This is a genomic window from Streptomyces sp. GbtcB6, from assembly GCF_019091475.1.
Classification (GTDB): domain Bacteria; phylum Actinomycetota; class Actinomycetes; order Streptomycetales; family Streptomycetaceae; genus Streptomyces; species Streptomyces hyaluromycini.
Window position 1 is genome coordinate 37,266 of record NZ_JAGXJL010000006.1, and the last position, 13,407, is coordinate 50,672.

The window sequence follows — 13,407 nt, forward strand, 5'->3', positions numbered from 1 at the left end:
TCAGGTGGGCGTGATGCTCACCTCGTCGAACTCGGTGGTGCAGCGGGCCAGTTGGTTGCGTGAGCAGACCACGAGGCCCACGTGGTAGGGGGCGTCACCGAAGGCGGGGATCTCTCCGTCGGCTATGGGGGTCCAGGTGACGCCGTCATCGGTGGACAGGGCTGCGGCGAAGGCGGTCCCGGTGCGCTTCAGCCGCAGCAGGGCGGGGAGGGTGACGGCCGCGCCGCCGGTGAAGGCGGAGGCGCCGGCCACGGTCTTGCGGAGCATGAGCTGTGCGGTGGTCCCGCCGGTGACGACGACTCCGGCCGCCTGGTCGAACGGCGACAGCGACTTCGCCATCAGCAGCCCCACCCGGTCGGCGCTCACGCCGGTGCGGGAGACGAGCCGGGCGACGATCTCGCAGTCGCCGCTGACGGTACGTCGTACGAACTGGCCGGTCATTCCCTGGCCGTTGGCGTTCAGGTCGACGCCCGCGCCCCGCACGGTGAAGGTGCCGTCGTCGTACGACGTGCTGCCCGGCGTGGTGATCGCGACCACACCCAGCGTCCCGAAGGCGCGGTCGTCGAGCACGGTGTCGCCGAGGTCCCCGTACGTCCACGGACCGGGCGGCGCGGTGCCGACCGTGAGCGCGAGGGTGCCGGTCGTGGTCCCGGAGGCGTTGGCCGCGGTGGTCGTGACCGTGAACTCGCCCGTTCCGGTGGGGGTGCCGGAGACCAGACCGGTGCGCAGGTCGATCCGCAGCCCGGCGGGCAGACCGTCCGCCGTGAACAGCACGGGCTCGTGCGCGGCCCGCAGCAGATGCCGGAAACCGACACCCTGGTTGGCGAACGCGGCGGTGGCGGAGATGAGTTGTGGCCGCGCCGGGGTCGGCATGACGGCCGGTGCCGGTGCCGAACGCGGGCCGCGGCCACCGGTGTTGGTCTTCACGACCGTGTAGTGGTACGTCGTTCCCGGTGCCCCGGTCGCGTCGGCGTAGCGGACGCGGGTGCCGAAGCCGACCGGGCCGACGCCGGTGGCGAGGGTCCGGTACGGTCCGCCGGCGCGGCTCGCGCGCAGCACCGTGTAGCGGGCGGACAGGTCCGGGTCGCTCCAGGCCAGCTCGACGGCGTCGGCACCGGTGACGGCCCGCAGGTCGGTGGCGGCGCGGGCGGGGCGTGGCACGCACCACACCGCGCCGGACGGCGAGGTCACGCTGACGTTGTCGAAGGCACCGGTACCGGTCCCGGCGTAGTCCTCGTCGACACCGAGACCGGAGGTGAGCGCGAGGCCCGCGTACCCGGTCCGCCCCAACTCGACGTCGGCGGATCCTACTTCGGTCCAGTGGACGCCGTCCGGCGAGATCGCGCCCGTGCACCGCGGACCCTTCCGGGTCACCCGCACCCAGTAGGGCGCCCGCAGCCGGTAGCCGTCGCCCGCGCCCTCGACGTAGGGCGCCTCCAGAGGGGTCGCCGATTCGGGCAGCGCACCCAGGTTGGAGAGCGGGAAGGCCGCGTTCACCGTGATCGCCTGCTGCTGGGAGGGCGGCACCGGAGTGCTGCCGGTCCCGGAAACCTCCGCACCGGCCGCCGGCCGTACCGTCCAGACCCCGCTCCAGGTGTGCAGCGGCAGCCCCTGGATCAGCATGGAGGCGTGCGCCGCGTCCGCGTCGAGGGAGGCGCGGACGGTGACGCCGATCTTGGAGTACTGCGAGCTGAGCGGCCACACGATCCGCGCGGTGACCGTGCCGTCGCCGCGCAGCGGCAGGTGGACGAGGCGGTAGGTGTCGTCGGTGCCGCTCGCCTCCAGGACGAAGCGCTCGCCGTCGAAGGCCGCGGAGCCGGGGATCTTCACGTGTCCGACGTCCTGGGTCGCCCAGGGCCCGGGCAGTCCGGCGAAGGCCGCCGCCCATGCCGCACTCCCGCTCTTCCCAATGGAGTTGGTGGCGGCAACCGTGTAGTAGTAGGTCCGTCCGGCATGCACGCCCCGGTCGGTGTACGTCGGCTGTGCGACCCTGGAGGCGATCTCCTCGTACCGGCCGTCCGCGGCGCTCGCCCGCAGGACCGTGTAGGAGTCGGCCCAGGTCGACGGCAGCCAGGTCACGGTGACGGACCGGTCCTCCCCCAGCGCCGTGACGCCGGCCGGCGGGGTCGGCGCACTCGCTGCGGACGCCGTCGCACCGGCGTAGGCGAAGGTGCCCCAGCTCGGCAGGTCGTCGTTGCTGCCCTCGACGACCCGGGCGCCTCCGGTGCCACGGAAGACGGCGTTCTTCGTGTACGGGGTGTCGAGGCCGCGCACACCCGCGTAGTGGGCGTACGCCATCTCGTAGATCGGCGGCAGGGTGCCGCGCGAGGTGGCCGAGACGGCCAGTTTGACGTACTTGCCGGTGCGGTCGAGGTCGGGGACGAAGGGGACGTCGCCGCCGAGGTTGTAGCGGGCGGCGTACTCGACGTTGGCGAGGATGCGGTTGTCGTCGAAGCCCCAGAGGTCGACGCCCTGGTTCCAGGCGACCTGCGCGGCGTCGGCGAGCAGGCCGACCGCGAGTTGCTCGTGGCCCTGGTCGCGGCCGCTCTCCTGGCCCTGGCCCGCGTCGGTGACGATGCGGTGCAGGACGCTGCCATTGCCCGCGCCGGCCGCGGCGAAGCGGAGCGCGTCGTGGAAGAGGGTGGGTTCCTCGCAGAACACGCCGATGGCCAGCAGGGATTGAAGGGACGTCAGATCCCAGTTGCCGTTGGCGTAGAGCGTGTAGCAGGACAGGGCCGGATACCAGACGCGCAGGAAGGACTCCTCGCAGCGCGCGATGTCGGCGTCGCTCCAGCCGTCGTAGCCGGTGTGGCGCAGGAGTTCGGCCGCGTTGACGAACTTGAAGGCCTGGAGCCCGGCACCGAGCGGGCCGTCGGCTCCGGTGACGGCGGTGAGCGAGGCGGACCAGGCGTTGAGGATGTCGCGGGCCTTGTCCGCGTGCGCGGTGTCGCCGGTGACGGACCAGATCAGGGCGTTCTGGTAGGCGGCGGCCGAGTCGGCGACCGCCTGGTTCTGGTAGTTGGCGGGACCGCGGCCCCAGGTGGTGATCTGGCCCGTGTTCTGCACGGCGTACGAGGCGGAGGAGCGGGCGTGGGCCGCGAGCGCCAGGTAGCCGTCGTAGACCGGTGATTGCTTGGCGGCGACCGCAGCCTTCATCCGGGCGAGGTCGTCGGCGGAGTGCAGCAGACCGGGGTGGGCGAAGGCCACCGCGTCCCGGGCCTGATCCTGGGCGGCCGCCCGGCCGGGCACGAGCAGTCCGCTCGCGCCCGTCGCCAGCAGCAGGGCCGCGGAGCCGCCGAGGAATCCCCGGCGGCTGACAGGACCCGCTGCAGTTGGCTGCGGTTCGGCAGCGGTAGCGCCCCGAAGGGGCGCGAGGAACTGCGCGACCAGCCACGACGGAGCCGCAGCAGCCCCACGGCCCCTCCCCGCGCTTCCGGCGGAGCCAGGTGCGGGGATCGTCATGACGCGGCGGCCGCCTCGGCCTCGGCGGTGGTGATGAACTTCAGGTTGGTGACGTGCTCGTTGTAGAACCACTGGATCTCGTCAGTGGTGTAGTACCAGCTCGGCTTCTTCATGGAGTCGGCGATGACGACGCCGTTGATCACCAGGTTCTCGAAGGTGACGTTCGTGATGGCGTGGTCGGCGTCGTAGCCGAGGAACAGGGACGGGTTGGCGTGCGTGCCCGTGTAGCTGAGGTTCTTGACGTAGACGCCGTCGATGCCGCGGCCGACCGAGGTGTTGTACTTCGTGTTGTACATGACCTTCATGTAGATGACCTGGCCCCAGCGGAAGTCCTCGATCCGGACGTCCTCGATGCGCACGTTCCTGATGAGGTTGGAGTCGCCGGGGTTGAGGGCGATGCAGCCCTGGTAGTTCATCTGGGGTTCGCGGTGGTCGAGGATGTCGATGTCGCGGATGACCAGGTTCTCGATCGTCTCCGGGGCGTCCGTGTTGCCGTGCGTGCCGATGTTGATCGGGTGGGCGACGTCGGCCCACAGGGAGCAGTTCTGCACGGTGATGTTCCGGGTGTCGCCGTAGTAGTCCCAGCGGTGGGCGTAGATCGCGATGCAGTCGTCGGAGTTGCGCAGGAAGCAGCCGTCGATGAGGACGTCGCTGGAGGAGAAGATGTCGATGCCGTCGCCGTTGCCCTTGGAGCTGAAGCCGCGGACCTTCCTGATGCGGACGTTCTGGGCCTCGCCGAGGGTGGCGATGTAGTTGCCCGGGTTCATGATGATGACGTCCTCGACCCGGATGTTCTTGCTGCCCTCGCAGAGCACGCCCTGTCCGGAGCTCGCCCAGATCATGCCGTGGCCCTTGAGGGCGGCCTTCTCGACGTTCTTGAAGTAGACGGTGGCCTTGAGTACGGCGCCGCCGGCGAGGTAGACGGTCTTGCCGCTGGGGACGGTGAGGACGCCGCCGGTGACGGTCTGCACGCCGGGGCCGAAGTAGATGACGTCGGGGTCGTCGGCGGCCGGCGGGCGGTGCTCGACGCGGTTGGTGATGACGTGCAGGCAGTCGAAGATCTCGTCGTTGATCTGGACGACCAGGTCCTTCGGCTCGTCGAGGGTGAACCGCAGGGTGTCGCCGAGGAGTTCGGGCGTGATGCCGTACGAGCCCGGTCTCACCCGGGCCTTGGTGGTGCCGCCCTTGAGGTGGGTGACCTCGACTTCGACGGAGCCCCGGAAGTCGAAGTACACCAGGGAGGAGTTGTAGACCTTGCCGGAGCCGGTGGTGGCGTTGATCTCCTCCAGCTGCGGCCGGTAGATGTCGAGCGTCTGCCAGTCGCCGTCGGGGGCGGTACGCACCCGCACCTGGAAGCTGGTGTTGGTCGGTACGGCGGACGGACGGGGGTAGGTGACCAGCTTCGGGCGGGACTTGGCGTCGTCGGCGTGGGCGGCGGTCGCGGTCAGGCCGCCCGAGAGGCCGGCGGCGAGCGCGGTGGCTCCCGCGGCCTGCAGGGCGGTGCGGCGGGAGAAGGGCGCGGTCATGGGTGACTCCTTGCAACAGGTCTGCGGGTTGGGCTACTTGAGTCCGGACGTCGACAGGCCGGCGACGAAGCCGCGCTGGGCGACCAGGAAGACCAGCAGGATGGGGACGACGTACATCACGGAGGCGGCGGCCTGGAGGTTGGTGATGGGGGTGCCGGCCGAGGAGACGTAGGTGGTCATCACGGCGACGGCGAGGGTGGAGCGGTCGGTGGACAGCAGGAGTTGCGGCGCGATGTAGTCGCCCCAGGTCCAGGTGAAGGCGATGACGAAGCTCGCGGAGAGCACCGGCCAGGACTGCGGCAGGAAGATCCGCCAGAACATCCCGGCGTAGCCGCAGCCGTCGACGATGGCCGCCTCCTCCAGTTCGCGGGGCAGGCCGGCGAAGAACTGCCGGAAGAGGAAGACCAGGTAGGGGGCGGACGACAGGCCCCACAGCACCCAGGGCCAGTAGGTGTCGACCATGCCGAGCTTGGCGAAGATCAGGTAGGTCGGCAGCAGGGTGATCATCTGGGGCAGCATCATCGAGCCGATGAGGATGCCGAACAGGGTCTTCTTGCCGGGTGCGGTGAGCCGGGCGAAGCCGAAGCCGACCCAGGCGGAGCTGAGAGTGACCAGGGTCGCGTAGATCGTCGCGATGATCAGGGAGTTGCGGGCGTAGCCGAGGAAGTCGATGAGCCGGTAGGCGTCGGCGAAGTTGTGCCACTGGAAGTGGGTGGGCAGCCAGTGCACGGGGGCGGCGGCCAGTTCGGCGGGGGCCTTGAGGCCGGTGAGGACCAGCCAGCCGAACGGGCCGAGGAACAGGCCGGTGACGACGACGAGGACCGTGTAGAGGACGAGGCGGTTGACGCGTATCCGCATCCGGGCAGGGGACTTGGGGTTCACGCTGGTGGCGGTCACTTCTTCGCCTCCGGGTCGACGTTGTAGAACACCACGCCGGAGGTGAACCTGAAGATGAGTCCGGTCGCGATGAGGATCAGGACGAAGAGCACCCACAGCAGTGCGGAGGCGTATCCGTAGCGGCCGAGCGCGAAGTACTCCGAGAACACGTGGATCATGTACGTGTAGTTGGACTGCGGGATCGTGGTGAGGCCGCCCGTGGTGGCGATGGGGGCCAGCAGCATCGGCATGATGGTCTGCACCGAGGCGATCACCCCGGTCACGGTCTGGAAGAGCAGCACCGGCGACAGCAGCGGCACGGTGATGCTGCGGAAGGTCCGCCAGGCGCTCGCCCCGTCGATGCGGGCCGCCTCGTGGAGCTCGCGGGGCACGTCCTGGAGCCCCGCCAAGGAGATGATCATGATGTTGCCGGCCGCCCAGAGGACCGTCATGACGAGGACGTAGCGGGCGTAGGGGTCGGCCAGCCAGCCGATCGCGTCGAAGCCGAAGAAGGTCAGGACGCCGTTGGCGGCACCGGAGTTCTGGTCGAAGAGGTTCTTGAAGGCGATGCCCGCGCCCACCGGGGGCACCACGGCCGGCAGGTAGAGCAGGGTGCGGAAGAGCCCGCGTCCCTTGATCGGCCGGTTGACCAGGACGGCGAGTGCGAGCCCGGCGACGATCGACAGCGGCACCGAGAGCAGCGCGAACAGGCCGGCCCGGCCCAGGGCGTCCCAGGTCGTCGAATCGCCCATCAGCTCGCGGTAGTTGCCGAGGCCGACGTAGTGCCAGTTCGGTGAGATGCCGTCGTACGTGGTGAAGCTCAGCCACAGCGCGTAGGCCATGGGCGTGATGGTCAGCAGCGTGAACCCGACGATCCACGGGGAGGTGAACATGTAGAAGGCGCGGTGCCTGCGGGCCGTCATCGAGGGCCCGGTGCGCTCGGCGGAACCGGCCCGGCCGGCACCCGTGGTCGCACTCGGCCGGCCGGCGACGGAGGAGACCTGATCGACCGTCATCCCACTTGCTCCTTACCGCGCTTGAGCTGCTGGTTGATGGTCGAGTTCAGGTGCCCGGCGAGGCTGTCGACGGACATCTCACCCTTCATCGCGGGAGTGGCGACCTGGTTGAAGAGCGCCTCGAAGGCGTCCCCCGAGATGTAGGGCGACAGGGAGACCACCGAGAAGTGCCCGAGCTCGTTCTCCTGCGCCCGCAAGGTCCGCCTCTGGTACTCCTCCTTGGCCGGCATCAGCGGCCGCAGGGACTTCAGGGTGGGGATGCCCCAGCCGCCTGCGGCGCGTGCCTTGGCCGGCGCCTCGCCGAAGAACCACTCGAAGACCCGCCAGGCGGCGTCCTTGTGCTTCGCCTTGCGTGGCATCCACAGTCCGGTGCCGCCCTGGCAGGCGCTGATGCGCGGACCGCCCGCGAAGACCGGGGCGGGAGCCAGCCGGGAGACCTGCGCCAGCTTCTTGTCGGTGCCGATCATGCCGCCCATCCAGTAGCCGGAGTTCGACATGGCCAGCCGTCCGGCCTGGTAGGTCGGGCCGTCCCAGCCGTTGGGGTCGGGCAGGACCGGGCTGGGCCCGACCTTGAGCCTGCAGTAGTCGATGTACCAGGCCAGCGCCTTGCGAGCCTCGGGGGTGGTGAAGTCGACCTTGGAGAAGTCGTCGCTGAAGAGGCTGCCGCCGGCGGAGGCGGTCATGGTCGCCATGAGGGTGAGCTTGACCAGGCCGTTGTAGCTGCCGCCGAAGACGGTCGTCTGCCCCTTGGACCGCTGGGCGAGCCGCCGGGCGTCGTCCAGCCACTCGTCGAAGGTGACGGGTTCGGTCTCGGACGGGTAGGTGACGCCCTTCTTGTCGAAGGCCGCGGTGTTGAACCAGAACATGGAGTCCTGGGAGAAGTCCTTCGCCATGCCGTAACGGGGGCCCTTGCCCTGGGACTTGCCGTCGTAGCGCCACAGGTCGTTGACGGGGTCCAGGTCGTCGAGCCTCAGGACGCTGCTGGCGGCGAAGTAGTCGTCCAGCTCCTGCATCACGTCCCGCGCCGCGAAGTACGCCGCGTCCACGGCGCCGACACCGCGCACCAGGTCCGGCGGGTTGCCGCTGGTGAGCATCGCGATCAGCTTGGTGATGTCGTAGTCCACCCGCTTGATCGTGACGCCGGTTTCCTTCTTGGCCTGCTTGACCAGGTCGGGGCTGAGGTCGTCGGCCTTGACCATCATGGTCACGGTCTCGCCCGAGCTGCTGACCCCGGTGGACACCTGGAGCGCACAGCCGCCGAGCGACGCGGCCCCGGCCGCGGCACCCGCCGCCGACAGGGCGAGAAAGCTGCGCCGGCTGACCGGGGCACGGGCGTGCGTCTGCATGAACTACCCACTCTCTGAAGGGAGGTGACCAGATGTCGGCTCGGTTGGCAACCGGTTGCTATGAGCGGTGAGGGGAGCTTCAACCCGTACGAGAGCGTCGTCAAGAGGCGCGGCGAACTTTCGAAAACCCTTCAGCGGCAACCGGTTGTTCTTGCGTACCGGTTGCTGCTCACGGACCGTTCGACCGACCGCACGTCGAAAGATTCCGACTCATACCCCTTGCTGGGAGCGGCCGAGCCGTCCTACTGTCCCGTGGAAACCGGTTTCTAAGGCACTGCCGAGCCGCCGCCCTCCTCGCCGAGAGCGCCCACCTCCGAAGGAACACGGTCAGATGAACTCCACCAGGTTGGTCCGCGCCGCGATCGCGGGCCTCGCGCTGACAGGTCTGCTCTCCGCCTGCGGCGGATCGGACTCCGGCTCCGGCGGCTCCGACGCGGCCTCCGGCCCGGTCACCCTGCCCTTCTGGGGCTGGGCGAACGGCCAGGACGCCGTGGTGAAGGCGTTCAACGCCGCTCACAAGGACGTCCAGCTGAAGTACACGAAGGTCACCGACCAGCTGACCATGCAGAAGCAGCTCACCAACGCGGTGAAGGCGGGCAACGCGCCCTGTCTGGTGCAGAACACCGCGGAGTACGTCACGAGTTGGGTCGCCCAGGGCGCCCTCGCCGACATCACGAAGTACGTCGGGTCGGCCAAGGACAAGTTCAACTCCGGCTCCTGGTCAGCCGCACAGGTACAGGGCAAGCTGTACGGCGTCCCCACCAGCTCCGCGCCGAACTTCACCATCTACCGCACGGACGTCTTCCAGAAGTACGGCCTCAAGGCCCCCACCACCTGGGACGAGTTCATCGCGGCGGGCAAGACACTCAAGAAGCACGGCGTCAAGATCACCAACTTCGCCGGTGAGGACCCCAGCACCCTCGAAGTGCTGTCCATGCAGGCCGGCGCCCACTGGTACGCGATCGACGGCAACTCCTGGAAGGTGGACTTCCGGGACGCGGGCACCTTGAAAGCCGCCGACGTGATCCAGCAGATCATCGACAACGACCTCGACTCCAAGCTCTCGTTCGCCGACTACGCGGCCGTGCAGCGCAACTACGACAACGGCGGCACCGCGACCCGGCAGATCTCCACCTGGCAGATGGCCGGCATGGTGCAGAACTTCACCAAGTCCTTCGGCAAGTGGGCCCTCGCCCCCTGGCCCACCTTCTCCGGCGAGACCGCGAAGACCCCGGCTGGCACCAACCTCACCGGCAGCGTCACCCTCGTCACCAAGCAGTGCGCCCACCAACAGCAGGCCGCCGAGGCCGCGTTGTGGATGTCCACCGACTCCGGCGCGGTGAAGACGATGGCGAGCCCGACCACCGGCAACGGCGTGATGCCCGCGCTCGCCGACAGCAGCGCCTACGTCGACGAGGCGATCTCGCAGAAGCTCCTCGGCTCCAACTACGACCCGGCGAAGAAGGTCGTCACCGACAGCCTGAACACGGTCACCACCGACTGGACCTTCGGCCCCGACTGGACGGCCATGTTCACCGAGTTGCAGAGCGGCTGGGCTAAGGTGGTCAGCAAGCAGCAGAAGGTCACCGACCTCCTCGCCCACATGCAGCAGTGGACGGTCAACGACCTGAAGTCCCGCGGCATCAGCGTCGAGGGCTGAGGCGGGCACCCGGATGGTCCGCTCCCAGCGCTGGAAGGGCGCCGCCTTCACGGTGCCCTTCCAGCTCGGTTTCGTCTTCCTCTACCTGATCCCGATCGGGTACGCCGTCTACGAGTCGCTGTACCGCTCCCAGTCCTCCGGCCTCGGCCTCGGCGGCACCACCGACGAGTTCTCGGGCCTGGCCAACTACCACCAGGGCCTGACGGACCCGGCGTTCCTCGACTCGGTCCTGCGCGTGCTCCTGTTCGCCTGCGTGCAGATCCCCGTGATGCTCCTCGTCAGCCTGCTCCTCGCGCTCTTCCTGGACACGCTGACATCCCGGGCGGCGGGCCGTTTCCGCGTCCTGCTGCTGGTCCCGTACATGATCCCGGGCGTGGTCGCCGCGATCGTCTGGATCAACCTCTACAGCCCGGACGTCGGCCCCCTCACTCCCCTGGCCAGGGCGTTCGGCCTCGACTGGAACTTCTTCGCGCCGTCGATGGTGTGGCCGTCCATCGGCAACCTGCTGACCTGGCACGGCATCGGCTACAACATGGTGATCATCTACTCGGCGCTGCAGGGCGTCCCGCGCGAGCTCTTCGAGGCGGCACGGCTGGACGGCGCCTCGGAGCGCCGCATCGCGCTGAGCATCAAAGTCCCTTACGTGCGGGGTGCGTTGGTCCTCACCGGCATGCTGTCGATCATCCAGATGCTGCAGATCTTCAACGAGCCGGCGCTGTTCCGGAACGTCACGCCCCAGACGGTGAGCGACAGCTTCACCCCGATCATGGTGATCTACAACCAGGCGTTCAACGCGGGCAACTACCACTACGCGGCGGCCCTTTCGGTGCTGCTGGCCCTGATCCTGGGCGTCGCTTCCTTCCTCTTCTACCGGCTGACCGCGAAGGAGGCCGACTGATGGCACTCACCGAGGAGCTCACGAGGACACACCCCGTCCGCCGCATCAACAAGCCCGATCCGGCGGCCCGTTCACGAGGTGGCCAGCGCTTCCTCCTCGTCGGCCTGGCGCTGGCGAGCGCGTACAGCCTCTTCCCGGTCTGGTGGCTGATCGTCGCCGCGACGAAGGACCGCACCGCCCTCTACCAGAGCAACGGCCTCTGGTTCTCCGGCTGGCACCTCTGGACCAACCTGCACCAGCTGTTCACCTACGAGAACGGCATCTTCCTGCGCTGGACCGCCAACTCCTTCCTCTACGCCGGAGTCGGCTCCCTGGGCGGCACCCTGATCGCCCTCGCCACCGGCTACGGCCTCGCCCGCTTCCAGTTCCCGGGCCGCAACCTGGTCTTCGCCTGCGTGGTCGGTTCCTTCCTGGTCCCGATCGCCCTGCTCACCCTCCCCCTCTATCTCCTCTTCTCGAAGATCGGCCTGGTGGACACCCCCTGGGCGATGCTGATCCCCTGCCTGATCAACCCGTTCAGCGTCTACCTGGCGAAGGTCTACACCGAGGCCACCGTCCCCTACGAACTCCTCGAGGCCGCCCGCATCGACGGTGCGGGCGAACTGCGCATCTTCTTCTCCATCGTCCTGCGCATGATGACCACCGGCGGCGCGACGGTCTTCCTGCTGGCCTTCGTCAACACCTGGAACGCCTTCTTCCTCCCGCTCACCGTGCTCCGCGGCGAGGAGAACTGGACCCTCAACCTGGGCCTGTACAACTGGTCCGGCAAACGCCTCGAATCCGGCGTCGACCTGACCGGCCTGGTGCTCACCGGCGCGCTGCTCTCCATCGTCCCGATGGCCGTCATGATGATCGCGATGCGCCGCTACTGGCGCTCCGGAGTCACCCTGGGAGCCCTCAAGTGACCGAGCTCCACAACCCGGTGATCCGCGGCTTCGCCCCCGACCCCTCCCTGGTCCGCGCCGGCGACTGGTACTACCTCGCCAACAGCTCCTTCGAGTGGTTCCCGACGATCCCGATCCACCGCTCCCACGACCTGGCGCACTGGGAGTACGCGGGCCATGTCGAGGGCGCGGCCCCCGGCGACTCCCTGGCCGGCGCCCCCGACTCGGGCGGCATCTGGGCCCCGTCCCTGAGCTGGGACGGCGAGTGCTTCTGGGTGGTCTACTCGATCGTCCGCTCGGTCGGCACCCCGTACTTCGACGCGGACACCTACGTCAGTACGGCCACGGAGGTGTCCGGCCCCTGGAGTCCCCCGCGCCGCATCCCGAGCCACGGCTTCGACCCCGCGCTGTACCACGAGAACGGCCGCCTCTGGCTCCTCAACCTCCAGAACGACCACCGCCCCGGCGGCAGGCGCTTCGCGGGCATCGTCGCCACGGAACTGGACCGGGAGACGCTCACCCCCGTCGGAACCACCCATCTCCTCCTCCAGCAGGACCGGTTGATCGAGGGCCCCAAGCTGCTGAAGCGGAACGGCTGGTACGTCCTGGTCCTGGCGGAGGGCGGCACGGGCTTCGAACACGGGGTACGGGTGGCCCGCAGCCGCAACCTCACCGGCCCGTACGAACTCGACGAACGCCCCCTGCTGACGACGCGGGACGACCCCGAGTGGCCGTTGCAGAAGGCGGGACACGCGGAGTTGGTCGAGACACCGGAGGGCGAGTGGTTCCTGAGCCACCTGACGGCCCGCCCCCTGAAGACGTCGAAGGGCCTACGGTGCCCACTCGGCCGCGAGACGGCGATCCAGTCGGTGACCTGGGACGCAGAGGACTGGCCGAGACTCGGTCACGGGGACACCCGTCCGGCAGTCACATTCGAGATACCTGATCTCCAGCGCCCCGACAGGGGCGCGGGGAACTGCGCGACAAGCCCCCACCGCCCCGCAGCCGACAACGCACTCCCCTCCTACACCCTCCGCTCCCCAGCCGCCCCCTCCTGGATAGACCCCACCACCCGCCCCGGCTGGCTACGCCTCCGCGGCCACCACGGCCCCGACTCCCTCTGGTCCCACCACCTCCTGGCCCGCCGCATCACCGAACACCACACCGAGGCCCAGGTAACCCTCCAGGCAACCCCGTCCACCTTCACCCAGTCCGCCGGACTGCTCCTCTGGTACAACACCTCGGCCTACTACGCCCTGGACCTCACCTGGGCAGAACCGGAAGGCGAATCGCAGCACGGCCAGCAGTGGCAGAACACAGGCCGGACCGTGCTCGTACTGACCACCCGCGACGAGAACGAGACCCGCCGCGCAGCCGTACAGGAAGTCGACGCGGACACCCCCCTCACCCTCGGCGTCACGGTCCACCGCACCGAAGCCCAGTTCTGGCACCTCAGCGAAGACACCCGCCACCCCATCGGCCCGCCCCTCGACTTCACCCGCCTCTCCGATGACCACGGCAGTCGCCTCCGCTTCACCGGAGCAATGGCCGCGATCCACTCCGTGGACCTCGTCGACGCCTCCTTCACCGCCGACTTCACCGGTTTCCGGGTCATCTGCACCCCCGTATAGCCCCGGCCTCCCTGTTCGAAGTTTCGAAAGTCCCACCCCCACCGATCCCGTGAATTCCCAGGTCTTCACGCCGAGTTGACGCGCACCTATCTTAGGAAGCGCTTACTG

At 68.9% G+C, this 13,407-nt stretch carries 9 protein-coding genes; 4 read left to right on the top strand and 5 right to left on the bottom strand.

Annotated features, from left to right (window positions below):
* From KVT45_RS12565 to KVT45_RS12585, 5 genes are read right to left on the bottom strand one after another with little or no spacing between them, the layout of a single operon-like run.
* Nucleotides 1-3,462: an alginate lyase family protein gene (locus KVT45_RS12565; RefSeq protein WP_217546942.1), complete on the bottom strand. Its 3,462-nt coding sequence runs from the start codon at nucleotides 3,460-3,462 to the stop codon at nucleotides 1-3.
* Nucleotides 3,459-4,988 (bottom strand): glycosyl hydrolase family 28 protein, encoded by a 1,530-nt coding sequence (locus KVT45_RS12570; protein WP_217546944.1) that lies wholly within the window; start codon nucleotides 4,986-4,988, stop codon nucleotides 3,459-3,461. The genes KVT45_RS12565 and KVT45_RS12570 overlap by 4 nt, the downstream gene beginning before the upstream one ends.
* Nucleotides 4,989-5,021: 33 nt before the next feature.
* Nucleotides 5,022-5,885: a carbohydrate ABC transporter permease gene (locus KVT45_RS12575; RefSeq protein WP_217546946.1), complete on the bottom strand. Its 864-nt coding sequence runs from the start codon at nucleotides 5,883-5,885 to the stop codon at nucleotides 5,022-5,024.
* Complete coding sequence (locus KVT45_RS12580) at nucleotides 5,882-6,880, bottom strand: carbohydrate ABC transporter permease (protein WP_217546947.1); 999 nt, start codon at nucleotides 6,878-6,880, stop codon at nucleotides 5,882-5,884. The genes KVT45_RS12575 and KVT45_RS12580 overlap by 4 nt, the downstream gene beginning before the upstream one ends.
* Nucleotides 6,877-8,226, bottom strand: a complete 1,350-nt coding sequence (locus tag KVT45_RS12585; RefSeq protein WP_217546949.1) for an extracellular solute-binding protein — start codon at nucleotides 8,224-8,226, stop codon at nucleotides 6,877-6,879. The genes KVT45_RS12580 and KVT45_RS12585 overlap by 4 nt, the downstream gene beginning before the upstream one ends.
* Before the next feature lie 331 nt (nucleotides 8,227-8,557).
* Between KVT45_RS12585 and KVT45_RS12590 the strand changes: the two genes are divergently transcribed.
* From KVT45_RS12590 to KVT45_RS12605, 4 genes are read left to right on the top strand one after another with little or no spacing between them, the layout of a single operon-like run.
* Nucleotides 8,558-9,886, top strand: coding sequence for an ABC transporter substrate-binding protein (locus KVT45_RS12590; RefSeq protein WP_217546951.1), 1,329 nt, complete (start codon nucleotides 8,558-8,560; stop codon nucleotides 9,884-9,886).
* Nucleotides 9,887-9,899: 13 nt separating this feature from the next.
* On the top strand, nucleotides 9,900-10,784 hold the full coding sequence (locus KVT45_RS12595) for a carbohydrate ABC transporter permease (RefSeq protein ID WP_217546952.1): 885 nt from the start codon (nucleotides 9,900-9,902) through the stop codon (nucleotides 10,782-10,784).
* A complete protein-coding gene (locus KVT45_RS12600) occupies nucleotides 10,784-11,689 on the top strand; it encodes a carbohydrate ABC transporter permease (RefSeq protein ID WP_217546954.1) in 906 nt (301 codons plus the stop codon). The genes KVT45_RS12595 and KVT45_RS12600 overlap by 1 nt, the downstream gene beginning before the upstream one ends.
* A complete protein-coding gene (locus KVT45_RS12605) occupies nucleotides 11,686-13,299 on the top strand; it encodes a family 43 glycosylhydrolase (RefSeq protein ID WP_217546956.1) in 1,614 nt (537 codons plus the stop codon). Before KVT45_RS12600 ends, KVT45_RS12605 begins: the two co-directional genes overlap by 4 nt.
* The last annotated feature ends 108 nt before the right edge of the window (nucleotides 13,300-13,407 follow it).

Coding starts and splice junctions, on each gene's coding strand:
- KVT45_RS12565 (WP_217546942.1), bottom strand. CDS start 3,462: ATGACGATCCCCGCACCTGGCTCCGCCGGAAGCGCGGGGAGGGGCCGT.
- KVT45_RS12570 (WP_217546944.1), bottom strand. CDS start 4,988: ATGACCGCGCCCTTCTCCCGCCGCACCGCCCTGCAGGCCGCGGGAGCC.
- KVT45_RS12580 (WP_217546947.1), bottom strand. CDS start 6,880: ATGACGGTCGATCAGGTCTCCTCCGTCGCCGGCCGGCCGAGTGCGACC.
- KVT45_RS12585 (WP_217546949.1), bottom strand. CDS start 8,226: ATGCAGACGCACGCCCGTGCCCCGGTCAGCCGGCGCAGCTTTCTCGCC.
- KVT45_RS12590 (WP_217546951.1), top strand. CDS start 8,558: ATGAACTCCACCAGGTTGGTCCGCGCCGCGATCGCGGGCCTCGCGCTG.
- KVT45_RS12595 (WP_217546952.1), top strand. CDS start 9,900: ATGGTCCGCTCCCAGCGCTGGAAGGGCGCCGCCTTCACGGTGCCCTTC.
- KVT45_RS12600 (WP_217546954.1), top strand. CDS start 10,784: ATGGCACTCACCGAGGAGCTCACGAGGACACACCCCGTCCGCCGCATC.